Annotated in this window: 22 protein-coding genes; 17 read left to right on the forward strand and 5 right to left on the reverse strand. The window is 72.5% G+C overall.

The genetic code is table 11. The features are described from left to right. Positions 1-11 precede the first annotated feature (11 nt). The 3 genes from rapZ to whiA are packed head-to-tail and all read left to right on the forward strand — an operon-like array spanning position 12 to position 2,842. A complete protein-coding gene (gene rapZ / locus AMYTH_RS0100930) occupies positions 12-869 on the forward strand; it encodes an RNase adapter RapZ (protein ID WP_051079538.1) in 858 nt (285 codons plus the stop codon). Positions 870-877: 8 nt separating this feature from the next. Next, positions 878-1,843 carry a gluconeogenesis factor YvcK family protein gene (locus AMYTH_RS0100935; protein ID WP_027928715.1) on the forward strand — a complete coding sequence of 322 codons (966 nt, stop codon included), beginning with the start codon at positions 878-880 and terminating at the stop codon, positions 1,841-1,843. A gap of 9 nt (positions 1,844-1,852) precedes the next feature. Continuing rightward, on the forward strand, positions 1,853-2,842 hold the full coding sequence (gene whiA / locus AMYTH_RS0100940) for a DNA-binding protein WhiA (protein WP_017983051.1): 990 nt from the start codon (positions 1,853-1,855) through the stop codon (positions 2,840-2,842). A gap of 493 nt (positions 2,843-3,335) precedes the next feature. On the opposite strand, the gene AMYTH_RS0100945 is transcribed toward whiA, so the two are convergent. Next, positions 3,336-4,127 (reverse strand): serine hydrolase, encoded by a 792-nt coding sequence (locus tag AMYTH_RS0100945; RefSeq protein ID WP_027928716.1) that lies wholly within the window; start codon positions 4,125-4,127, stop codon positions 3,336-3,338. Positions 4,128-4,229: 102 nt separating this feature from the next. Between AMYTH_RS0100945 and AMYTH_RS0100950 the strand changes: the two genes are divergently transcribed. The 4 genes from AMYTH_RS0100950 (at position 4,230) to AMYTH_RS0100965 (ending at position 8,012) form a co-directional block, all read left to right on the forward strand. After that, positions 4,230-4,904, forward strand: coding sequence for a response regulator transcription factor (locus AMYTH_RS0100950; RefSeq protein WP_037322103.1), 675 nt, complete (start codon positions 4,230-4,232; stop codon positions 4,902-4,904). Further along, a complete protein-coding gene (locus tag AMYTH_RS0100955; protein WP_027928718.1) occupies positions 4,901-6,301 on the forward strand; it encodes a sensor histidine kinase in 1,401 nt (466 codons plus the stop codon). Before AMYTH_RS0100950 ends, AMYTH_RS0100955 begins: the two co-directional genes overlap by 4 nt. 2 nt (positions 6,302-6,303) lie before the next feature. Further along, positions 6,304-6,831 carry a hypothetical protein gene (locus AMYTH_RS0100960; protein ID WP_228684518.1) on the forward strand — a complete coding sequence of 176 codons (528 nt, stop codon included), beginning with the start codon at positions 6,304-6,306 and terminating at the stop codon, positions 6,829-6,831. 152 nt (positions 6,832-6,983) lie between these two features. After that, positions 6,984-8,012, forward strand: a complete 1,029-nt coding sequence (locus AMYTH_RS0100965; protein ID WP_037323149.1) for a glucosyl-3-phosphoglycerate synthase — start codon at positions 6,984-6,986, stop codon at positions 8,010-8,012. A gap of 4 nt (positions 8,013-8,016) precedes the next feature. Here the strand turns inward: AMYTH_RS0100965 and AMYTH_RS0100970 are convergent, their stop codons facing one another. Both AMYTH_RS0100970 and AMYTH_RS0100975 read right to left on the reverse strand, forming a co-directional pair. Then, positions 8,017-8,718: a 2OG-Fe(II) oxygenase gene (locus AMYTH_RS0100970; protein WP_027928721.1), complete on the reverse strand. Its 702-nt coding sequence runs from the start codon at positions 8,716-8,718 to the stop codon at positions 8,017-8,019. Between the two features lie 43 nt (positions 8,719-8,761). After that, complete coding sequence (locus AMYTH_RS0100975) at positions 8,762-9,199, reverse strand: PPOX class F420-dependent oxidoreductase (RefSeq protein ID WP_027928722.1); 438 nt, start codon at positions 9,197-9,199, stop codon at positions 8,762-8,764. 34 nt (positions 9,200-9,233) lie between these two features. Here AMYTH_RS0100975 and AMYTH_RS0100980 point away from each other — a divergent pair, with 34 nt between their 5' ends. The 4 genes from AMYTH_RS0100980 (at position 9,234) to AMYTH_RS0100995 (ending at position 16,518) form a co-directional block, all read left to right on the forward strand. Next, positions 9,234-9,698, forward strand: coding sequence for a MarR family winged helix-turn-helix transcriptional regulator (locus AMYTH_RS0100980; RefSeq protein WP_027928723.1), 465 nt, complete (start codon positions 9,234-9,236; stop codon positions 9,696-9,698). An 11-nt stretch (positions 9,699-9,709) separates the two neighbouring features. Beyond that, the gene (locus AMYTH_RS0100985) at positions 9,710-11,185 is read left to right on the forward strand and encodes a hypothetical protein (protein ID WP_020422324.1); all 1,476 of its coding nucleotides are present in this window, start codon (positions 9,710-9,712) and stop codon (positions 11,183-11,185) included. A gap of 82 nt (positions 11,186-11,267) precedes the next feature. Next, positions 11,268-12,068, forward strand: a complete 801-nt coding sequence (locus AMYTH_RS0100990) for a hypothetical protein (RefSeq protein WP_020422323.1) — start codon at positions 11,268-11,270, stop codon at positions 12,066-12,068. Between the two features lie 10 nt (positions 12,069-12,078). Next, on the forward strand, positions 12,079-16,518 hold the full coding sequence (locus AMYTH_RS0100995) for a hypothetical protein (RefSeq protein ID WP_027928724.1): 4,440 nt from the start codon (positions 12,079-12,081) through the stop codon (positions 16,516-16,518). A gap of 85 nt (positions 16,519-16,603) precedes the next feature. Here AMYTH_RS0100995 and AMYTH_RS0101000 read toward each other — a convergent pair whose 3' ends face one another. Then, positions 16,604-17,089 (reverse strand): YybH family protein, encoded by a 486-nt coding sequence (locus tag AMYTH_RS0101000; RefSeq protein ID WP_027928725.1) that lies wholly within the window; start codon positions 17,087-17,089, stop codon positions 16,604-16,606. 42 nt (positions 17,090-17,131) lie between these two features. On the opposite strand from AMYTH_RS0101000, the gene AMYTH_RS0101005 reads away from it, so the two are divergent. Beyond that, entirely contained in the window at positions 17,132-17,479 is a 348-nt protein-coding gene (locus AMYTH_RS0101005) for an ArsR/SmtB family transcription factor (RefSeq protein WP_027928726.1), read from the forward strand. Here the strand turns inward: AMYTH_RS0101005 and AMYTH_RS0101010 are convergent. Further along, positions 17,460-18,104 (reverse strand): LysE family translocator, encoded by a 645-nt coding sequence (locus tag AMYTH_RS0101010; RefSeq protein ID WP_027928727.1) that lies wholly within the window; start codon positions 18,102-18,104, stop codon positions 17,460-17,462. The genes AMYTH_RS0101005 and AMYTH_RS0101010 overlap by 20 nt on opposite strands. Positions 18,105-18,177: 73 nt before the next feature. On the opposite strand from AMYTH_RS0101010, the gene AMYTH_RS0101015 reads away from it, so the two are divergent. The 5 genes from AMYTH_RS0101015 (at position 18,178) to tpiA (ending at position 23,029) form a co-directional block, all read left to right on the forward strand. Beyond that, positions 18,178-18,681, forward strand: a complete 504-nt coding sequence (locus AMYTH_RS0101015; protein ID WP_027928728.1) for a DUF6069 family protein — start codon at positions 18,178-18,180, stop codon at positions 18,679-18,681. Between the two features lie 31 nt (positions 18,682-18,712). Continuing rightward, positions 18,713-19,879, forward strand: a complete 1,167-nt coding sequence (locus AMYTH_RS0101020) for a winged helix DNA-binding domain-containing protein (RefSeq protein ID WP_027928729.1) — start codon at positions 18,713-18,715, stop codon at positions 19,877-19,879. Between the two features lie 147 nt (positions 19,880-20,026). Next, entirely contained in the window at positions 20,027-21,031 is a 1,005-nt protein-coding gene (gene gap, locus AMYTH_RS0101025; RefSeq protein WP_026153206.1) for a type I glyceraldehyde-3-phosphate dehydrogenase, read from the forward strand. Positions 21,032-21,035: 4 nt separating this feature from the next. After that, positions 21,036-22,244, forward strand: a complete 1,209-nt coding sequence (locus tag AMYTH_RS0101030) for a phosphoglycerate kinase (RefSeq protein WP_027928730.1) — start codon at positions 21,036-21,038, stop codon at positions 22,242-22,244. Further along, positions 22,244-23,029: a triose-phosphate isomerase gene (tpiA, locus tag AMYTH_RS0101035; protein ID WP_027928731.1), complete on the forward strand. Its 786-nt coding sequence runs from the start codon at positions 22,244-22,246 to the stop codon at positions 23,027-23,029. Before AMYTH_RS0101030 ends, tpiA begins: the two co-directional genes overlap by 1 nt. Positions 23,030-23,097 lie beyond the last annotated feature (68 nt).

Here is a 23,097-nt window from a genome sequence, read left to right on the forward strand (position 1 = left end):
GGGGCACCGGCATGGAGGTCGCGGTGGTGACCGGCCTGTCCGGCGCCGGCCGCAGCACGGCCGCGAAGTGCCTGGAGGATCTGGGCTGGTTCGTGGTGGACAACCTGCCACCGGAGCTGATCGCGACCATGGTCGAGCTGGGGGCGCAGGCCCGCGGCGCGATCACGAAGGTGGCCGTCGTGATGGACGTGCGCTCGCGCGCGTTCACCGACGACCTGTCCTCGATCATCAAGGACCTCGACGCGCGCGGCTACAAGCCGCGGGTGCTGTTCCTGGAGGCCACCGACGCGGTGCTGGTGCGCCGGTTCGAGCAGGTGCGCCGAGGCCACCCGCTGCAGGGGGACGGCCGTCTGATCGACGGCATCACCGCCGAACGGCAGATGCTCGCGCCGCTGCGCGAGGAGGCCGACCTGGTGCTGGAGACCTCCGCGCTGTCGGTGCACGACCTGCGCGCGAAGATCGAGGACGCGTTCGGCACCGAGTCCGCGACGCAGACGCGGGTCACCGTGTTGTCCTTCGGCTACAAGTACGGCCTGCCGATGGACGCCGACCTGGTGATGGACGTGCGGTTCCTGCCGAACCCGTTCTGGATCCCGGAGCTGCGCGACCACACCGGGCTGGACGCGGAGGTGCGCAACTACGTGCTGTCGCAGGAGGGCGCCGAGGAGTTCCTCGACCGCTACCACCAGCTGCTACGCCTGATCGGCGCCGGCTACCGGCGCGAGGGCAAGCGGTACCTGACGCTGGCGGTGGGCTGCACCGGCGGGAAGCACCGGAGTGTCGCCATCTCCGAGGAGCTGTCTCGGCTGCTGTCCAATGAGGACGGTATGGCGGTGAAGGTCATCCACCGGGACCTGGGACGCGAGTGACCGGGAATCTGCGCGCCGTCGCGCTGGGTGGTGGCCACGGGCTGCACGCGACGCTGACCGCGTTGCGGCGGCTGACCCCGGACGTGACCGCGGTGGTCACGGTCGCCGACGACGGTGGTTCGTCGGGCAGGTTGCGGCGCGAGCTGGGTCTGTTGCCGCCGGGGGACCTGCGGCAGGCACTGGCCGCGCTGGCGGTCGCCGAGAAGGGCGAGTCGCTGTGGGCGGAGGTGTTCCAGCACCGGTTCGGCGGCAGCGGCGCCCTCACCGGCCACGCGGTCGGCAACCTGGTGCTGGCCGGGTTGTTCGAGGTGCTGGGCGATCCGGTGGCCGCGCTGGACGAGGCGCGGCGGTTGCTGGGGGTGTCCGGCCGGGTGCTGCCGATGTCGCCGGAGCCGCTGGAGATCGAGGCGGAGGTGTCCGGCCTCGACGACGACGGGACGCTGCGCCGCATCCGCGGCCAGGTCGCGGTGGCGAGCACACCGGGCCGGGTGGAGCGGATCACGCTGCGCACGCCGCGACGGCCCGGCGGGGTGCCCGCCGCGTGTGACGAGGCGGTGCAGGCCGTGCTGGACGCCGAGGCGGTGTTCCTGGGGCCGGGGTCGTGGTTCTCGAGCGTCATCCCGCACCTGATGGTGCCCGGGCTGCACGACGCGCTGCTGCGCACCGAGGCGACGAAGATCGTGGTCCTGAACCTCGTCCCTCAGCCGGGTGAGACGGCGGGGTTCTCACCCGAACGGCACTTGGACGTACTCTTCCAGCACGCGCCCGGGCTGCGGGTGGACGCGGTGATCGCCGACCGGGATTCGGTGCCGGCACCGGCCCGCCTGCGGGACGCGGCGGCGGGACTGGGGGCCAAGGCGCTTCTGGCGGACGTGGCGGACCCTGGTCGCGAGGGTGTGCACGATCCGGATGCGCTGGCGAGCTGTGTGCGGGAAGCTCTCGGTCTCAGCGAGACCGAGGGCCGGAAAGGGTAGGGAGGGGCCATGGCGATGACCGCCGCCGTGAAGGACGAGCTCAGCAGGCTGCAGATCACGAAGATCGGGCCGCGCCGGTCCGAAGTCGCGTCGATGCTGCGCTTCGCCGGGGGCTTGCACATCGTGGGGGGACGGGTGGTGGTGGAGGCCGAGCTCGACACGGGTTCGGTCGCGCGGCGCCTGCGCAAGGAGATCCACGAGCTGTACGGCCACCATTCGGACGTGCACGTGCTGTCCGCGGGCGGGCTGCGGAAGACGACGAGGTACATCGTCCGGGTGGTTCAGGACGGGGAGAGCCTGGCGCGGCAGACGGGCCTGATCGATCAGCGGGGCCGCCCGGTGCGGGGCCTGCCCGCCGCGGTGGTGTCCGGCGGGATCGCCGACGCCGAAGCCGCGTGGCGGGGCGCGTTCCTGGCGCACGGTTCGCTGACCGAGCCCGGCCGGTCGTCTTCGTTGGAGGTCACCTGCCCCGGCCCGGAGGCGGCGCTGGCGTTGGTGGGGGCGGCCCGGCGGATGGGCATCCAGGCCAAGTCGAGGGAGGTGCGGGGAGCCGACCGGGTGGTGGTCCGCGACGGCGACGCGATCGGCGCCCTGCTGACCCGCTTGGGCGCCCACGCGAGCGTCCTGCAGTGGGAAGAGCGGCGGATGCGCCGCGAGGTCCGGGCGACGGCCAACCGACTGGCCAACTTCGACGACGCCAACCTCCGCCGCAGCGCACGAGCAGCGGTCGCGGCGGCCGCCAGGGTGGAACGAGCGCTCGACATCCTGGCCGACAGCGCACCCGAACACCTCCTCGCCGCCGGACGGTTGAGGCTGGACAACCGGCAGGCGTCGCTGGAGGAGCTGGGCCAGCTGGCCGACCCCCCGATGACGAAGGACGCGGTGGCCGGCCGGATCAGGCGCCTGCTCGCGATGGCCGACAAGCGGGCGAAGGAACTGAACATCCCCGACACCGAAAGCGCAGTGACCCCGGAGATGCTGGAAGAGGAAAGCGTTTAACGGCGCGCCCAGCGCCACGCCTTGAACCAAACCCAGCTGGGTGGTCATCCCGTCGCCTGATACGCAACGATCACCTTGAGCCAGGGCCGCAACCTCCGCGCCCGCGTGAGTTGACATGCCAACCTTGCGGCCCTGGCTCAAGGTGATATGCACAAACCGGAAGGCGACGGGATGACCACCCAGCGACCACCTCGGCAAGGTGGGACGAGGCACCCAACCCCTGGTCATCCCGGAGCCTGCCCGTCCGGCGAGGACTTCTTTTGATCTTTAAACCCGCGCCTTCGCGCGGAAAATGCGCCTCACGGCGCCAAACGGTCACCTTCCGACCACCCCCGCCCCCTCTCCCTGATTGTGTTTCAGTCGCCGAGCAGTCGTGTCAAGGCGGGAAAGCGTGCCTTGACACGCCTGGTCGGCGACTAAAGATCGGCTGTGGATCGGGGGCGGGGGAGGTCTGGTTGGGGTAGTCGCTTGCTTTTCGTTGCCGGCTCGCGGTTTAGTTCAACAGATTTTCGATTGTCGTTGTTGTTTCGGTGACCTCTCGCATTGCGGTCTCCAGCGCCGTTCCGCCCGGGCGGTGGCTCAGCACCACCACGACGTATTGGTCCCCAGTCCCGACCACGCCGCTGGTGTGCGCGTCGACCCCACCGCGGCCTGCTGCCCACCCCTGTTTGATCGCCCACGGTCGGCCCGGTAGCGCGTCCGGGATGCCGAAGTACTGGTCGACGCCGTCGGCTGCCACCTGGTGCGCGTTCCGCAGCGGGTCGAGTATCAGCTGCCGCTCGCGGGACGGCATCGCCAGCACCGCCCGGTAGATCTTGACCACGTCTTCGGCCGACAGGAGTGTGTCGCCCCAGCGGCCTGGGTCCGCGGGGGGCTCGGTGGCCGTCAGCCCCAGCGAGGTCGCCGTGCGGCGGACGATGTCGGGGCCGCCGCCGGACTCCCACAGCTGGTTGGCGATCGCGTCGTCGCTGTAGGACAGCATTCTCATCACCCGCGGGCTCGGGCGGTCGGGCGTCACGTGCCCGCGCTGCACCAGGTCGACGGCGATCAGCAGCTTCACCAGCGACGCCGACCGGTAACGCGTTCCGGCGCCCTCCTGGCGCAGGGTGCGGTTCTGCTTGCGGTCGTAGACGAGAACGCTCGTCGCCGAGGAGTCGGCCGGCACCGGCTCGGAAGCGTCGCCGCGGAGGGCGAGCGCGGCGCCGAGGGCCAGTGCGATCACGACGACGGCGACGACGAGGACGACGATCGGGCCACGGCGGAGTGGCCTGGTCTGCACGGACATGGTGATCAGCTTCGGCCGCGGATGTCCGTGTCCCGTCGTCGTCGTGTCATGGTTTTGCTACAGAGTCGCCGGAGTTGGTGAAACGCCGCCATAATCGGCCGGGTGCCGACATTGCTGTTGATCGAGGACGACCCGGCGGTCCGGGAAGGACTGTGCCTGGGCCTGCGCCGGCACGGTCACGACGTCGAGCCGGCCGCCGACGGGGAGGCCGGCCTGCGGCTGCTCAACGCCCGCCGCCCGGACCTCGTGCTGCTCGACCTGATGCTGCCCGGCATCGACGGGTTCGAGGTGTGCCGCCGCATCCGCGCCACCGGCCCGGTCCCGATCATCATGCTCACCGCCCGCGGCGACGACATCGACGTGGTCGGCGGGCTCGAAGCCGGCGCCGACGACTACGTGGTCAAACCCGTGCAACCCCGCGTCCTCGACGCCCGCATCAAAGCGGTCCTCCGCCGCGGCGGCGCGGCAGGCCAGGCCCGCGAACAACACGGCGCCCTGACCATCGACCGCACCGCCTGCGAGGTCACCAAGAACGGCGAACCGGTCCGCCTCACCCCCACCGAACTGCGGCTGCTGCTGGAACTGTCCCGCGTGCCCGGCCGCGTCCTCAGCCGCCAGCAACTGCTGGAACTGGTGTGGGAACACGACTACCTCGGCGACTCGCGGCTCGTCGACGCGTGCGTGCAGCGGTTGCGGGCGAAACTGGAGGACCAGCCCGCGGCGCCGGTGTACGTCCGCACCGTGCGCGGCTTCGGCTACCGGTTCGGTCCACTGTGATCAGACGGCTTCTCGCGCGGCTGCGGGGAATCCGGGCACGGCTGGTGCTGATCATCAGCCTCGTCGCGGTGCTGGCGACCGTCGGCGCGACCGGCGTCAACTACGTCACCGCGCGGCGCACCGTGCTCGCCGCGACACAGGACCAGGTGATGACGCGGCTGCGCGACGCCGTGGACGCCGCCGCCCCCGCCATCACCATGCCGCCGGACCAGGACAGCCTCACCGAGCTCGTGCGGACGCTGCCCGGGGTCGCGGCCGCCCGGTACGGCAAGTTGAGCGCCGGGCCCGCGGACTTCGTCCCCGCCGAGCTGGCGGAACGGGTCCGCGCCGAGCAACGCCTGGTGTTCCAGCGCGTCGACTCCTCCGGCGTCCCGGCCGTCGTGGTCGGCATGCCCGTCCTGACCACCGACACGAACTTCACCCGCGTGCCGTCCGGGCTGGAGGTGTACGGCTGGTACTCGCTGGGGGCCGAACAACACCAGATCAGCGAGTTCGCGCTCAACGGGTGGCGCACCGCCGCCGTCGCGGTGCCGCTGGCGGTCGTCCTGGCGTGGCTGGCCGCGGGGGCGGTGCTGCGACCGGTGCGGCGCCTGCGGGACGGCGCCCGCCAGCTCGCCCACGGCCGGCTGTCCACGCGCCTGCCCGAGCGCGGCGGCGACGAACTGGCCGAGCTGGCGCGCACGTTCAACGAATCCGCCGCCAGCCTGGAGAAGTCGGTGGGGGAGCTGCGCCGCATGGAGGCCGACGCGCGCCGGTTCGTCGCCGACGTGTCGCACGAGCTGCGCACCCCCCTCGCCGCGATGACAGCGGTGACCGAGGTGCTCGACGAGGAGGCGGCGCGGCTGCAGGGCGACGCGGCCACGGCCACCCGGCTGGTCAGCGAGGAAACCCGCAAACTGACCCGGCTCGTCGACGACCTCATCGAGATCTCCCGCTTCGACAACGGCCGCGCCCGCATGGACCGGCGCGAGGCCGACCTCGGCGAGCTGATCGCCGCGACCCTGCGCGCCCGGCAGTGGACCGAGCGCGTCGAGGCCGATCTGCCGCCCGGGATCATCGCCGCGGTGGACGCGCGGCGCTTCGACGTCATCGTCGCGAACCTGGTCGGCAACGCCCTGCGGCACGGCGAGCCGCCGGTGCGGGTGCGGCTGTCCGCGTCGGGCGCGGACGCCGTCGTCGAGGTCACCGACCACGGGCCGGGCCTGCCCGACGACGTGCTCCCGCACGTGTTCGCCCGGTTCTACAAGGCCGACACCGCGCGATCGCGGTCGGAGGGGAGCGGACTCGGGTTGTCCATCGCGGAGAAGAACGCCGGACTCCACGGCGGCACGATCGAGGCCGGCAACAACCCGGGCGGCGGCGCCCGGTTCGTGCTGCGGCTGCCGGGGCGGTGGTGAGCGTGCGCTGGACCTGGCTGCTGCTCGTGCTGGTGCTCGCCGGCTGCGGGGTGCGCCCAACCGATCCGGTGCCCGCGGGCGACCCGCCGGTCGGGGCCGCGCCGGGGCCGATCCTGTTCTTCCTCAAGGCGGGCAAGCTCGCGCCCGTCGTCCGCCAGACCGGCCACCTCGGCACGGTGCCCGACGCGGTCACCCTGCTCCTGGCCGGGCCGAACACGCAAGAGGCCGCCGCCGGCTACGCGACCATGCTCCCCACCGGCGCACTCGGCGTCTCGGTCGGCGCACTGGACCAGGGGGTCGTCACGGTGAACCTCACCGCGCCGCTGGAAACCCTGCCCGAACTGGCGAAGGACCAGATCGCGTGCACGGTGATCGCGGTGCACGCCCAGACCGGTGCGCGGGCGGCCAACCTGCTCGTGCGGCTGATCGGGACGCCCGGCATCACTCAGGTCGACGGCTACCCTGTCGTCACCACACGACCCGAGGCGGAAACCCCGGCACAGGGCCGGTCCTGCCCGCTGCTGCGCTGAAGTTCAAACGCGACGGATGTGCAAGGTGTGTTACGACCGCCCGTTGCCGGGTACGAACTCGTAACCTGCCGGTTTCATCCCGGAGCGGTCGGCGAAACCCGTCTGCCGAAGCATCGATCACGCCGATGTCCGGTTCGGGGAAGGGGATGCGCATGCGAGGCTTCAGGGCGAGGAAGGCGGCGGCGCCGCAGGTGTCCGCCGACGTCGGCGCCTGGCTGCCCCGGCGCAGCAGCCAGGCGGGCGACTGGCCGGTGGCCGATCTGGTCGCCGCCAAGGGGGACACGACGGTCAGCGTGGTGATCCCCGCCAGGGACGAGGAGGCGACGGTCGGCGACATCGTGCGCACGATCCGCCGTGACCTCGTCGAACGCCACCAGCTGGTCGACGAGGTCATGGTCGTCGACTCGCGCTCGCAGGACGCGACCGCCCAGGTGGCGGCGGAAGCGGGCGCGACGGTGGTGGCGCAGGATTCGGTGCTGTCCGCCCTGCCCGGGCTGCAGGGCAAGGGGGAGGCCCTGTGGAAGGGGCTGGCGGCTTCCACCGGGGACATCGTCGTGTTCGTCGACGGCGATCTGTACGACTTCACCAGCGACTACGTCACCGGCCTGCTCGGCCCGCTGCTCACCGACGACTCCATCGCCTACGTCAAGGGCTTCTACCACCGGCCGCTGGTCGGCGCGGTGAGCACCGACGCCGACGGCGGCGGCCGCGTCACCGAGCTGGTGGCGCGCCCGCTGCTCAACCTCTACTGGCCCGAGCTGGCCGGGTTCGTGCAGCCGCTGGCCGGCGAGTACGCCGGGCGGCGCGAGGTGCTGGAGCGGGTGCCGTTCGTGGCGAACTACGGCGTCGAGGTCGGGCACCTGATCGACATCCTGGAGTCCTACGGGCTGGACGCGCTCGCGCAGGTCGACCTCGGCAAACGCACCCACCGGCACCAGAACACGCAGGCGCTGGGCCGGATGTCCGGCCAGATCATGCTGACCGTGTTCGACCGGCTCGAGCGCTACGGCCGGCTGGTGTCGGCCGAACCGCCCGCGACGATGCTCGCCCAGTTCCGCCGCGGCGAGTCCGGGCACGGTGTGGACCGCGAGCTGGTGGTCACCGACCTGGCGTGTGAACAGCGCCCGCCGCTGGCGACGCTGCGCGCGGCGGACGGCTCGGGGCTGCGGGAGATCGCCTGACGCCTCACGTGGCGTCGTGGAAGACCAGGCCCAGGGTGTGGCGGATGCCGGTGCGGACGGTGCTCACGCCGTGCCGCACCGGCGCCGCCGACCAGCCGCGGGAGGACCGCACCGGCCGGTCCCGCGTGGTGAAGATCAGGCCGTGGCCCTGCGGCAGCTGGGTCACCGTGCCGCGTGACTGCGCGCGCGGCCGCTGTTCGACCAGCAGGAACTCGCCGCCGGTGTGGTCGGTGCCGGGCGCGTCGAGCCCGATCACCACCTGCAGCGGGAACACCAGCTCGCCGTAGAGGTCGCGGTGCAGCGCGTTCCAGTCGCCTGCGCCGTAGCGCAGCAGGATCGGTGTCGGCCGGATCTGGCCGGCCCGGTGGCACCGGTCCAGCCAGCTCTCCAGGTCGTCCGGCCACGGCGCGTCCCAGCCCAGCTTCGCCGCCCAGTCCCGCGCGATCGGCAGCAGGTGCGGGTAGAACGCCGCGCGCAGGCGGGCGACCGGATCCGGCAGCGGGTAGGCGAAGTAGCGGTACTGGCCGGAGCCGAACCGGAACCGCGCCATGTCGATCGTGGACCGGAAGCGGCCCACGTCGTCGTACAGCGCCGACAGCTCCCGGCACTCCCGCTCGCTGAGGATGGGCGGGGTGAGGGCGCAGCCGGTGTCGTTCAGTTCTGCCGTGAGGGCGGGCCAGTCGAAGCCCGCGACGTCCGAGATCACCCCGCCCAGTCTGCGCGCCCGGACGGCCGCGGGCTGGCGGAAATCAGTCGGCGAGACCGCCGTACGCGATCACCTTCGTGATGCGCGCCCGGACCAGCAGCTCGCCGGGCACGGCGTTGCGCTTGCCGAACTCGTCCGCCCGGTCCTCGCCCATGTAGCGCGCGCCGATGCGGGTCGACCAGTGCAGCATCTCGTCCAGGTCCTCGTGCAGCGTCGCCTCGGCGGTGAACTGGACGAACGCGAACGGCGGCTCCTGGTCGTCCACGCACAGCGACAACCGCGGGTCCCGCCGCAGCGCCCGGCCCTTCACCGACTCCGCGCCGGTGTTGAAGATCAGCTCGTCGGCGCCGTCGCCGGGGTTGACGACGAACCAGATGGGCGTCACGTGCGGGCTGCCGTCGGCGCGCGTGACGCCCAGCTTCCCGGTGCGCGTGCCCGCGGAAGCGAACTCCAGCCACTCGTCCCTGCTCAGTTCGTGCATGGGGCGACCTTAGCGACGTGGGATCATGACGGGCATGTCGAGCGACGCACCGACCGCCGACGAGGCCGTCCGCACCATGCTGCTGCTCCTGCCGCGGCTGGTCGGCCGCGCCAAGAAGCTGCCGGTGCCGGAGCGGCTGCGCGACTTCAACCTCGCCCCGCGGCACCTGTCGCTGCTGTCCTACCTGCTGTTCGACGGGCCGATGACGGTCAACGAGCTGGCCGCGCGGCTCGAGGTCGCGCCCACCACCGTCAGCCTGATGGTCGGCGACCTCAGCCGCCGCGGGATCCTCGACCGCACCGAGGACGAGAGCGACCGGCGCCGCACGATCGTCAGCATCGCCGCGACCTACCGCGCCGAGGTCGAGGGCTGGCTCGCCGCCGGCGCCCGCGCCTGGCGCACCGCCCTCGATCCGCTCACCCCCGAGCAGCGGCGCCTGGTCATCGACACGCTGCGCACCTACGAGCGTGAAGTCGAGCGAGACAGGACGCCCAGGTAGTCTGGCGCGCTGTGCGTGACTCGGACCTGATCAGCGGGGGGCTGGTGGACGAGGGCCTGGCCCGGCGGCTCAAGGCGCTCGCCTGCACCGCGCCCCTGCACGACCTGGACGCGCGCAAGTCCAAGCTCGACTGGGCCGACGCCACCGTCTACCAGATGGCCGAGATCGCGTTGCACACGATCGACCTGGTCACCATCGCGATGGACTTCGACACCGGCGCCAACCACGACGACGTCGTCCGGCGCCTGCAGCCGTTCATCGCCGCACAGGCCCCGCGCCGCCCGGCCGAGGAGCACCTGCGCGTCGCCCGCTGGGTGCTGGACAACCTGATCAACGTCGGCACCACCGACCGCGGATTCCGCCGCGTCTACGGCAGCCTCGACGCGAACGGCACCTACCGGCGCCGCGCGTTCGACTTCAAACTGCTCGTCGAGCTGGCCGCACCCGACGGCGAGGTGTACCTGCGCGCCAGCGACGAGGCGATCAACGTGCTGGTCGGCGCGCTGGACACCGACGTGGAGTCCGCGCAGATCGCGGCCGAGGTCAAGCTGGAGAACCTGATCAGCCGCGGCCGCCTCGCCGACGCCAAGCTCGCCGCCGAGCAGGCCCGCTACCGCACCGTCCAGTACGGCGAGACGCTGCGCGCCAAGCTGGACGCCACCCGCCGCGACGTGCGGGCGGTGGACTGGGACCGCGAGATGCCCGAGCTGCTGGACTCGGCGCTGACCCACATCGAGGCCCGCTTCCGCGCGGAGAACGCGATCCTGCGCAACATCACCGCCGCCCGCGACGAGGCCGAGGACGTCGACCACAAGCGTCGCGCCGCCGAGCTGGTCGACATCGTCAGCGACTGCATCAGCCGCCACACCCAGCTGCAGGCCCGGCTGCAGGCGGCGGGCGCGGTGTTCCGCGCCGAGCAGGACCGCCAGCAGTTCTCCGGCCCGCCGCAGCGCGCCACCGTCGACCTGTTCGGCCAGATCCTGATGCCCGCCCTGGAGCTGCCCATCGCCGACGCCGTCGCGCCGCTGGAGTCCTGGTTCCACGCGTCGGCAGGCCTGGTGGTGCCGACCGTGCCCGCGCTGCCGTCGCTGGTCTCGCTGCTGCTTCGGCCCGCGCCCGAGCGGGACAAGGTGGTCGGCGAGGTGCCGGAGCCGGAGCTCGTCCCGCCGGAGAGCCTCGACCACTACAGTGACGAGCAGTGGCGGCGGGCCGACGAGCTGCTGGACCTGCCGGAGGTGCCGCGGCGGCTGTCCGGCGTGCTGGCCGAGGCCCGCGAGCTCGACCCGGAGCTGCCGCGTCTGGTGGCGCTGCGGGCGCTGCACTCCTACAGTCCCGAGGTGGGTGCCGCCGTCCGGCAGGGGGACGATCGGGCGCTGCTCGCCGTCGACGACGGCACGCTGCTGGAGGACCCCGAGTTCGGGGGAGCCGACCTGCTGCTCAGCACAGCGCGGCTCGAACGCGAGGAAGACGAAGAGGGGGCGGCATGAGGACTGCTTGCAGGTCCGAATCATTCAGCGCCATGCCTGCCGAGGCACTGCCGCGGCTTGCCGCGTCCGTTGAGGGGGCGGCATGACGCGTCCGGTCACGACCGGGGACGCCGAGAACGCGGCACGGCTGATCTCGTTCGGGATGCGGCCCAAGCACCTGCCCTCGCGCGACGTCGTCTACGCCGATCTGGTCCGCCGCTACGGCGAGGACAGCGCGTTCAAGCAGCTGACCAACTCGGTCGCCGCGGGGCTGGGCCTGATGGTGCTCGACGTGAGCCACCAGGCGGGCGCGGTGCTGGCCGCCACCGACGAGTCGGTGTTCGAGGTCAAGATGGACAGCTACGCGCGGCAGAGCAAGATCCGCGAGCGCCGCGACACCGAGAAGGTGCTGCACGGCCTCGTGCACCTCGCCACCGCCGCGCTGGGCTACCCGCGCCCGGACGACCTGGCCAACGACACCTACATCGGCCGGGTCAGCGTCGACCAGGTGGACGGCGTGGTGCGTGAGGCGTGCCGGATCCTCGACGAGCGCGCCGCGAAGGCCGAGGCCAACAACGACCCGCTGTCCGACTCGCCGGAGCTGGAACAGGCCTGGCGCGCCTACGCCCGCCGTCCCGAAGCGGCGGCCACCAAGGACGGCCGACTGGCCTCGGACACCACCCGCGGCATGGTGTCCCGCGCGCTGCGGTTCCTGGCCGACCAGGGGTTCCTGGTGCAGGTCAGCGGCGAGCAGGGCGGCACCTACCGGACCACGCCGCGCTACCAGGTGCAGGTGCGGGAACTGGCCGCGGACAGCGCGTTCGAGGAGCTGCTGGCCCTCGGCGTGGTCGCGGTCTCCGACGGCGAGGGCACGCTGCGCCCGTCCATTTCGGACACTCTGTAGGGGGAGATCGGTGTACGAGCTTTCGCGGGTGCGCCTGCACTCCGTCGGTCCGGCGGGCGCGCGCTACCAGAACGTGCTGCTGGACTTCAGCGGCGTCGGCCCGCTGGTCAAGGCGCCGGCGCAGGACGCGTTGTTCACCGCCGGGATCCACTCCGCCGACGGCAGCCTGCCGCGGCGGCCGTCCCCGGCGAGCGTGCTGTTCCTGGAGAACGGCGGCGGGAAGTCGGTGCTGATCAAGCTGATCTTCTCGGTCATGCTGCCCGGGCGGCGCCAGGTGGTGGGCACCACCAGCACGCGCGTGCTGGAGAAGTTCGTGATGGCCAAGGACGTCGCGCACGTCGTCCTGGAGTGGCAGCACACCGAGACCGGGCAGCGGGTGATCACCGGCAAGGTGTCGGAGTGGCGCGGGCACGTCGTGTCGAACGACCCGGCGAACCTGGTCGACTCGTGGTACTGCTTCCGGCCCACCGCCGCGCTCGGGCTGGAGTCGCTGCCGTTCACCGAGGACGGCCGCCTGCTGACCATGTCCGGGTTCGCCGAGCAGCTGGAGCGCGCGCACAAGGCCGAGCCGGAGCTGGAGCTGTTCACCACCCGCCGCCACCACGAGTGGACCGAGCGGCTGGACACCCTGGGCCTGGACACCGAGCTGTTCCGTTACCAGCGCGCGATGAACGCCGGCGAGGGTGAGGCGGCCGACGCGTTCGCGTTCACCTCCGACGAGGCGTTCGTCGAGTTCCTGCTGCGTGCGGTGATCCCCGAGGACGACCCGAAGGACCTGGCCGAGGTCGTGCAGACCTACGCGCACAACCTCGGGCAGCGCGGCGAGCTGATGTCCGAACGCGACTTCGTAGCCGGGGCGCTGGACCTGCTCACGCCGCTCACCGAGGAGGAGTCGCTCGCCGCCGCGTCCCGCAAACTCGCCGCGGTCGCACGCGAGGAGGCCCGCGCGCTGGCCGGATCGGTGATCGCGCGGCACGAGCTGGAGGCGGAGCGCCTCGACGGGTTGAAGTCCTATGTGGACGAGACGCGGGACGCGGAGAAACTGGCCGAGGGCGACTGCCGGCGCCGCAACGCCGTCGTCACCGAACTGCGCCGCGTGGTCGGGGAGATGCGGCTGGCCGACGCGACCGCGGAGAAGGCGCGGATCGACGAGGAGCTGGCGAAGGCACGCGAGGCCGCGGCCGCGTGGCGCGAGACCGGCACCGTGCTCGCGCACGTGAACGCCGCGCGGAAGGCGACGGACATCCGCAAGCTCGTGGGCGACCGCGAGCAGAGCGCGAAACCGGCCCTGGAAGCCAAGAACGCGGCCGCCACCGCGCTCGCCCGCGGCCTGCTCGCGCTGGCGCGGGAGGCCGAGGAGCAGGCGCAGGCCGCCGAGGCCCGCGCGGAGACCGCCCGCACCGCCGCCGCGGCCGCGCAGGACCAGCGGGACGCGGCCACCGCCACCGCCGCCGGGCACCGCGCCGAACTGGGGCAGCTGACCCGCCGCATCGAGGAGGTGCGCGCGCAGGTGCAGCAGGCCGTCCGCGACGGGCTGCTCAGCGACGGCACCCAGGTCGCCGCCGCCGCGCAGGAGGCGCGCACGCGCGGCGAGAACGCGAGCACCGAGCTGGCGGCGCGGGAGAGCGAACTCGAAGGGGTCGCCGAGGACCACGCCCAGGCGCAGGCCGCCTTGCACGCCGCGCAACAGCGGGCCGCGACCGCGCGGTCCCGGGCGGCCCACGCTGCCGAGGAACTGGCGAAGGCGCACCGGCGCTCGGACAGCCTCGCCGCGCACCCACGGCTGCTGGAGCTGCTCGGCGGCGACAACGTCCAGCTGGAGACCGACACGCCCGCGCTGCTGACGCGGCTGCGCGAGGCGCGCGCCACCGCGGAACGCGAGCAGACTGCCCTGCGCATGGAGGAGTCGGTGGACGAACGGGCGCTGGCGGCGCTCGGCTCCGGTGGGCTGCTGCCCGCGCCGCCGGAGGTCCAGTCCGCTTTGGACGTTCTGGAGGCGGCCGGGATCACCGCGTGGTCGGGCTGGCGCTATCTGTCCACGATGGACGCCGCAGGCCGCGAGCGCGTGTTGCGGGACCTGCCGCACCTGCTCGGCGGGGTGCTCGTCAACGACCCGGCGCAGCTGGACCGCGCACGGCAGGTGCTCGCCGACGCCAAGCTCCTGCCGAGCGTGGTGCTGCCGGTCGGCACCACGCAGGCGGTGCGGGCGCCAGGTGCGGCGCCGGGCGTGGACTTCCTGGTCCCGCCCAACCCCGCGATGTACGACGAGGAGGCGGCCGACACCGAGCGCCAGGCCATCGCCGCCCGGCACGCCCGCCGCCAGAAGCAGCTCGAAGCGCTCACCGAAGCGATCGGCGACGACGCCGCGCTGGAGTGGAAGCTCACCACGTGGCGCGAGGACTACCCGCCCGGCGCGCTGGCCACCCTCGCCGAGGAGGCCGAGGCCGCGGCCACCGAGCAGACCGAGGCCGAAGCCGCGGTGGTCGCCCAGGAGCGCGCGCTGGCCGATCTGGCCGCGCGCCGCACCCGGCTGCGGGAGGCGATCCCGGCCCTGCGTGCCGAGGCGCGTGACAGCGAGGTACGCGCCCGCAAGCTGGCCGAGCTGGCCGAGCGGGTCGCGCTGATTCCACAGTGGACTGAGACGGTCGAGCGCGCGCAGGAGATCGTCACGCGCGCCGAGGCCGAGGCTGAGCAGGCGGCGTCGCGCGCGGCCCGGCTGCGCGAGGAAGCGGCCGAAGAGCAGCGCACCGCCGACGGCCACCGCCGCACGGTCACCCATGCCCGCGCCGAGCTGGCCGAGGTGCCGGGCGGGGGATCGGTGTCCGAGGACGAGCCGGTGCCGAGCGAACCGGTCGACGCGCTGCGCCGGGCGTTCGCCGCGGCCAGCGACGCCTACGCCCGTGTCGAGGTCGGCAGCGACCTGCGGGCCGAGCTGGACCAGGCGGAGAGCGCCGAGTCCACGGCGCGGGCGGCCCTGGAGGCGCTGGACCCGGCGGTGCGGGAGCAGGCGGCGCGCCTGCTGGAGACCCCGGACGGGTCGGACGCCGCGACCCGCGCGGCCGCCCTGGCGCGGGCCGGGCGCACGGTGTCCGCGCTGGAGGCCGAGCACAGCGAGGCGATCGGCCTGGTCGCGACCTGCAAGGCCGAACTGGACCAGCTGCCGAAGCAGAACGCGTCGCTGGAGACCCGGCCGCGCGACGTCGAGCACGGCCGCGAGCTGATCGACGAGGCCGTCGAGGAGGCGTCGGCCGCGGCCCGCGCGCTGGAGGAGGCGCAGGCGCGGCGCGCGGAGGCCGAGCGCACGCTGGAGGCGGCCACCGCATCGGCGGCCGGGTTCAAGATGCTCGCCGAGTCGATGGCGCACTTGGCCCCAGAGGGCGAGCCGGAGACCGTGTTCGACGGCGACGTGGAAGCCGCGCAGGCCCGCTACCGCAAGCTGAACACGACGCTGACCGACGCCGAGGCGGCCGTCGACGCCGCAGAGAAGCGGGTGCGGGCGGCGGCGGACGCGCTTGCCCAGTACGCCACGGACAAGCGGTTCGAGAAGCTGACCAGCCCGGTGCGGCAGCAGATCGTGTCGGTGCGCCGGGACAGCCTGCCCGCGCACGCGCGGGAGTGGTCGGCCGCGCTGAAGCCGCGGCTGCGCACCCTGACCGACGACCTGGCGCAGATCGACCGGCACCGGTCCGGGATCGTCGCGCGGCTGCAGGGCATGGTCGAGGGCGCGCTGCGGATGCTGCGGTCGGCGCAACGGCTGTCGCGGCTGCCGGAGGGGCTCGGCGGCTGGTCCGGGCAGGAGTTCCTGCGCATCCGGTTCGGCGATCCGGAGGAGCCGCAGCTGTCCGAGGCGCTCGGGCAGGTCGTCGACGAGGCGGCGGTCGGGAAGACCAGCGACGGCCGGGACGTCAAGCGCGACGGGATGTCGCTGGTGCTGCGTGGCGTGCGGGCCGCGGTGCCCAAGGGGTTCCGGGTGGACATCCTCAAGCCGGACTCGGTGCTGCGCACGGAACGCCAGCGGGTGTCCGAGATCCGCGACGTGTTCTCCGGCGGGCAGCAGCTCACCGCGGCGATCATCCTGTACTGCACGCTGGCCGCGCTGCGGGCCAACAACCGCGGGCTGGTGCGCAACCGGCACTCCGGTGTGCTGTTCCTGGACAACCCGATCGGCCGCGCGTCCGCCGGGTACCTGCTGGAGCTGCAGCGGGTCGTCGCGGAGGCGCTCGGGGTGCAGCTGATCTACACGACGGGCCTGTTCGACGCCGGCGCGCTGTCCGAGTTCCCGCTGATCGTCCGGCTGCGCAACGACGCGGACCTCCGGGCGGGCCGCAAGTACCTCTCGGTCGACGCGACGATCCGCAACCACCTCGACGACCTGGGCGAGCCGGACGGCACCGCCCGCATCTCCGCGACGCGGCTGTTCACCAAGCCGGGGGAGCAGGCCCCCGCCTGACGCGAGTTCCACGTTCCCGCGCGCGAGTTCCACGCTCCCGCGCCCGGGCTCCACGTTCGGTGGGCGGCCGGTAGCTGAGGAGCGGTCAGCCCCGGATGGCCGCCTGGTAGGCAGCCAGCTCCGCCGCGTCGTCGATGCTGCCGTGGTGGTGGAACTGCGCCCAGCGGCCGTCCTCGTAGCGGAAGTAGCGGCTGGTGCGGATCCGCAGCGGCACTTCGCGGCCGTCGACGACGTAGGAGCCCGTCTCGCGCCCGGCGAACAACGCGTGCCCGTCGCCGGCGTACTCGACGACGTCGCCGAAGGTGACCGTCACGCGCGCCGGGCCGTGGAACACCTTGCCGTACAGCGCCGAGATGGCTTCGCCGCCGCGGAGGATGCCGCCCAGCGGGTTGTTCAGCTGGGCCAGCGCGTCCTGCGTCCAGACACGGGCGAAGACGTCGGAGTCCCGCTGGTTGAAGGCGAAGTAGAACGTTTCCAGTGCGGCGAGCGCGCCCTCGATCCCCGGTGCGGTGGCCGCGTCCAGCCGGTTGCGGGAGTCCGGGCCGAAGGTGGCCGCGAGGCGTCGGGTCATGTCCGCTCCTGGGGTCTAGAGTGTTCGATGGAGGTCGACCACATGAGTGTACGACAAGCATCGAACACAGCGCGAGCGCGCGGCCTGACCCACGTCCACCCGAAGGACGTGCCGCTGCAGGACGCACTGACCGCCGTCGCCGATCCGGTGCGCCGCGCGATCCTGCGCGAGCTGGCGGAGCTGCCCGACTGGACCAAGGCGTGCGGCACGTTCGACCTGCCGGTCACGAAGGCCACCCGCAGCCACCACTTCGCCGTGCTGCGCGCGGCCGGCCTGATCGAACAACGCGACGAGGGCCCGCGACGGCTGAACCGCCTGCGCCGCCCCGAGTTCGACGAGGCGTTCCCGGGCCTGCTCGACCTGGTGCTGTCTAGTCCTTCCGACCGTTGAGCGCGAGCCCCGCGCCCAGCCCGATCATCACCAGCCCGCCGGTGCCGCCGACCAGTTCGAGCCGCTTGGGGGACCGGGCGAACCACGCGCGGGCCGTGCCGGCGACCAGGGCCCACGCGCTGTCCGACACGACCGCGATCACCGGCAGCGCGATGCCCAGCACCAGGATCTGCGCCACCACCCCGCCCGCCGCGTGGTCGACGAACTGCGGCAGCACCGCGGCCAGGAACACGATCGACTTCGGGTTGGCGAACCCGACGACGAACCCGTCGCGCAGAACGGTCAGGGTGCGGCCGCGCGTGGCGGGCGCCGCCGCCGCCAGCGCCTCGGACAGCTTCCGCCGGTGCCGCACCGCCTGCACGCCCAGGTAGACCAGGTACGCGGCCCCGGCCAGCTTGATGACCGTGAACACCGTGGCCGACGTCTGCACGATCGCGCCCAGCCCGAACGCGACCGCCACCACCTGCGTGTACACGCCGGCGGCGTTGCCGAGCACGGTGATCAGCGCGTCCCGCCGCCCCACGGTCAGCGCGCGGCTCACGGTGAACAGCACGCTCGGTCCGGGCACGACGACCATCAGGAACACCAGAGCGGCGAACGCCGCGAAATGGCTGGGCGAGACCATCGGCCGAGGGTATCGCCGCCGCCGCACGGGTGACCAATGTTTATCCGCCCGCCGGCCCGCCAACCCCCGGACAGTGACCGGATACCCGCCCAGTGACCCGACCGAGCCCGACTACGGCCGGCTGTGGGCCGGCGGGGTGGCGACCGCGGTCGTCGCCGCGCTGGTCGCCGTCGTCGGTCTGCTGATCGCCCGCGGCCTGTTCGGCGTCGCCGTACTGGCCCCGAAGGGCAACGGCATCTGGGGCAACGCCAACACCGTCACCTACGCGCTGTGCGCGGCGGCCGCGGCGCTGCTCGCGACCGGGCTGATGCACGTGCTCAGCCTCGGCACCTCGGCGCCCGCCCAGTTCTTCGGCTGGATCATGGTGCTGCTCACCGCGATCGCGATCGTGCTGCCGCTGACGCTGGCCGTGCAGGTGGACGCCAAGATCGCGACCGCCCTGATCAACCTCGCGATCGGCGCGGTGATCGCGCTGCTGGTGAGCACGGTGGCGGGCACGGCCCGTCGCCGTCGTCGCGAGCGTGACGCGCCCACGGCCACCCTCAAGTGGGACCAGGGCCCGCACTACTACTCCTGAAACTGTCGGTGCCCGGTGGTAGAACCGCCGGGTGAGCACGAAACTGGGGAACGACCAGCGCCGCGCCCGCCTGGTGACGCGGCACCACCTCCACGCGCCAGCCGAGGATCCCGTCGCGGTCGCGGAGAGCCTGGTCGCCCTGCACGCGACCGATCCGGCCACCGTCCACCTCTCGGTGCTGGCGCGGTCGCGAGCGGGCACGGAGGACGTCGAGCGCGCCCTCTACGACGACCGCACGCTGGTCCGGATGCTCGGCATGCGCCGCACGATGTTCGTCGTGCCCGCCGCGCTCGTGCCGGTCGTCCAGGCCGCCTGCGCCGACGACATCGCCGTCAAGCAGCGCAAGCTGCTCCTCCAGCACCTCGCCACCGCGGAGCTCGACGGCGACCTGAGTGCGTGGCTCGCCGAGGTCGAGGACGGCGCGCACGCCGCGTTGAAGGCCCGCGAGCCCGCCTTCGCCCAGCAGATCGCCGACGGCGAGCCGCGCCTGCGCACCGAGATCGTCGTGGCCGCGGGCAAGCCGTACGAGTCGCGCGGCTACATCACCAACCGCGTGCTGTTCCTGCTCGCCGCGTCCGGCCGGATCGTCCGCGGCCGCCCCCGCGGCACCTGGCTGTCCACCCAGTACGCCTGGTCGACCACGGAGACCTGGCTGCCCGGGCTCGAACCGGTGGACGCCGACACCGCCCGCGTCGAGCTCGCCCGCCGCTGGCTGCGCGCCTTCGGTCCGGCCCCGGTCGCCGACCTGAAGTGGTGGACCGGCTGGACCGCGGGCCAGGTGAAGAAGGCGCTCACCGCGGTCGGCCCGGCGGAGGTGGACCTCGACGGCGGCCCCGGCATCGCGCTGCCCGGCGACGACGAGCCGGTCCCGGAGCCGGAGCCGGTCGCCGCGCTGCTCCCGGCGCTGGACCCGACCCCGATGGGCTGGCAGGAGCGCGGCTGGTTCCTCGGGGAGCACCAGCCGCTGCTGTTCGACCGCACCGGCAACATCGGCCCGACCGTGTGGTGGGAGGGCCGGGTCGTCGGCGGGTGGGGGCAGCGCCCGGACGGCGAGATCGCGATCCGTCTGCTGGAGGACATCGGGGCCGACGGAACGGCGGCCGTGGAGGCCGCGGCCGAACGGTTGCACGGTCGTCTCGGCGGGGTCGCCGTCATACCGAAATTCCGCACTCCCGTCGAGCGAGATCTGTCATCTTGATCGTCATCTTGATCGATTCCCCACGGTGGTGCACATCTCGTTAGGGTGTGCGAGTAGACGCAGGCCAGCCCAGCTAGGGTTGGCCTGAGCCCGAAGATGTGTGCCCGGTTCCGCGGAGCCGGGACGGACCCGAGGAGAGAAGCAGCAGTGACGGTTCGCGTAGGTGTGAACGGCTTCGGTCGGATCGGCCGCAACTTCTTCCGCGCCGTGCAGGCCGCGGGCCATGACATCGAGGTGGTCGCGTTCAACGACCTCGGCGATGTCGCGACCATGGCGCAGCTGCTCAAGTACGACAGCGTCCTGGGCCGCTACCCGGAAGAGGTCAAGGTCAGCGACGACGGCATCGTCGTCGGCGGCAAGACCATCAAGGCGCTCGCCGAGCGCGACCCGGCCAACCTGCCGTGGGGCGACCTGGGCGTGGACGTCGTCGTCGAGTCCACCGGCTTCTTCACCAACGCAGACGCCGCCAAGGCCCACATCGCCGGTGGCGCCAAGAAGGTCATCATCTCCGCGCCCGCCAAGGGTGAGGACCTGACCGTCGTGCTGGGCGTCAACGACAACCTCTACGACGGCTCGCAGACGATCATCTCCAACGCGTCCTGCACCACCAACTGCCTCGGCCCGCTCGCCAAGGTCCTCCACGAGGCCTTCGGTATCGAGAAGGGCCTGATGACCACCATCCACGCCTACACGCAGGACCAGAACCTGCAGGACGGCCCCCACAAGGACCCGCGCCGCGCCCGCGCCGCCGCCCTGAACGTCGTGCCGACCTCCACCGGCGCCGCCAAGGCCATCGGCCTCGTGCTGCCCGAGCTGAACGGCAAGCTGGACGGCTACTCGCTGCGCGTCCCGGTGCCCACCGGCTCGATCACCGACCTCACCGTCGACCTGGCCAAGAAGGCCTCCGTCGAGGAGATCAACGCCGCGTACAAGGCCGCCGCCGAGGGTCCGCTGGCCGGCATCCTGCGCTACAGCGAGGACCCGATCGTCTCCAGCGACATCGTCAACGACCCGGCCTCGTGCATCTTCGACGCGCCGCTGACCAAGGTCATCGACAACCAGGTGAAGGTCTTCGGCTGGTACGACAACGAGTGGGGCTACTCGAACCGCCTCGCGGACCTGGTCAAGCTCGTCGGCTCGAAGCTCTCCTGAGGCCATGGCAGTCAAGACTCTCGAAGACCTGCTGTCCGAGGGTGTCTCCGGGCGGCGCGTTCTGGTCCGGTCGGACCTGAACGTGCCGCTCGACGGCTCGGTCATCACCGACGACGGCCGGGTGCGCGCCGCGCTGCCCACGATCCGGCGGCTGGCCGAGGCCGGCGCGAAGGTGATCGTGGCGGCCCACCTCGGCCGCCCGAAGGGCACCCCCGAGGCCAAGTACTCGCTGCGCCCGGTCGCCGACCGGCTCGGCGAGCTGCTCGGCAAGGAGGTCCGCCTGGCCGGTGACGTGGTCGGCGAGCAGGCCCGCGCGGTCGTCGCCGGCCTGGCCGACGGCGACGTCGCCCTGCTGGAGAACGTGCGGTTCGACCCGCGCGAGACCAGCAAGGTGGCGGACGAGCGGGCCGAGCTGGCCCGCGACCTCGCGGCGCTGACCGGAGAAGGCGGCGCCTTCGTCTCCGACGGCTTCGGCGTGGTGCACCGCAAGCAGGCCTCGGTCTACGACGTGGCCCGCGCGCTGCCCGCCTACGCCGGCGGCCTGGTGCTCGCCGAGCTGGAGGTGCTGAGCAAGCTGACCGGCGACCCGCAGCGGCCCTACGTGGTCGTGCTCGGCGGGTCGAAGGTGTCGGACAAGCTCGCCGTGATCGAGGCGCTGCTGCCGAAGGTCGACCGGCTGCTCATCGGCGGCGGCATGGCCTTCACGTTCCTGTCCGCCCAGGGCCACAGCGTGGGCTCCTCCCTGCTGGAGCAGGACTACGTGGAGACCGCGCGCAAACTGCTGGCCGAGCACGCCGACAAGATCGTCGTGCCCTCCGACGTGGTGGTGGCGGACAAGTTCGCCGCCGACGCGGCCACCGACACCGTCGCGGCGGAGAAGATCCCGGACGGCTGGATGGGCCTGGACATCGGCCCGCGGACCACCGAGCACTTCGCGGCCGAGGTCGCCGCGGCGAAGACGGTGTTCTGGAACGGCCCGGCGGGCGTGTTCGAGATGGCCCCGTTCGCGGCGGGCACCAAGGGCGTCGCGCAGGCGATCGCGGACTCGGACGCGTTCAGCGTGGTCGGCGGCGGCGACTCGGCGGCCGCGGTGCGCGTGCTGGGCCTGCCGGAGGAGAAGTTCTCGCACATCTCGACCGGTGGTGGCGCTTCCCTGGAGTACCTCGAGGGCAAGGAGCTGCCGGGCGTCGCGGTGCTGGAAGGTGATGCCTGATGGCGCGCAAGCCGTTCATCGCCGGCAACTGGAAGATGAACCTCAACCACCTCGAGGCCATCGCCCTGGTGCAGAAGATCGCCTTCTCGCTGCCGGAGAAGTACTACGCGAAGGTGGACGTCGCGGTGCTCCCGCCGTTCACCGACATCCGCAGCATCCAGACCCTGGTCGACGGGGACAAGCTGCTGCTGACCTACGGCGCGCAGGACCTCTCGCCGCACGACTCCGGGGCCTACACCGGTGACGTGTCCGGTCCGATGCTCGCCAAGCTCGGGTGCTCCTACGTGACGGTCGGGCACTCCGAGCGGCGCGAGTACCACCACGAGGACGACGAGCTGGTCGGCAAGAAGGTGCGGGCGGCGCTCAAGCACGGCATCAAGCCGATCCTGTGCGTGGGGGAGAAGCTGGAGGTGCGGGAGGCCGGCGGCCACGTCGACCACTGCCACCAGCAGCTGCTCGCCGCGCTCAAGGGGCTCAAGGCCGAGCAGGTCAAGGACGTCGTGGTGGCGTACGAGCCGGTGTGGGCGATCGGCACCGGCAAGGTCGCGACGGCGACCGACGCCGAGGAGGTGTGCAAGGCGCTGCGCGGCGCACTGGCCGACAAGTACGGCGCCGAGGTGGCCGACGAGGTCCGCGTGCTGTACGGCGGGTCGGTCAAATCGGGCAACATCGCCGAACTCGTCGCGTGCGACAACATCGACGGCGCGCTGGTCGGCGGGGCGAGCCTGCAGGCCGACGAGTTCACCAAGCTCTGTGCGCTGGCTGCCGGTGGGCCGCTGCCGTAACCAGGGGGTCGGCGAGTAGTCTGGCAACCTCAGACCGTCACACGATCAGGCAACTGCCGAACACCAGA

Origin of the sequence: Amycolatopsis thermoflava N1165 (assembly GCF_000473265.1) — a bacterium.
GTDB lineage: Bacteria > Actinomycetota > Actinomycetes > Mycobacteriales > Pseudonocardiaceae > Amycolatopsis_E > Amycolatopsis_E thermoflava.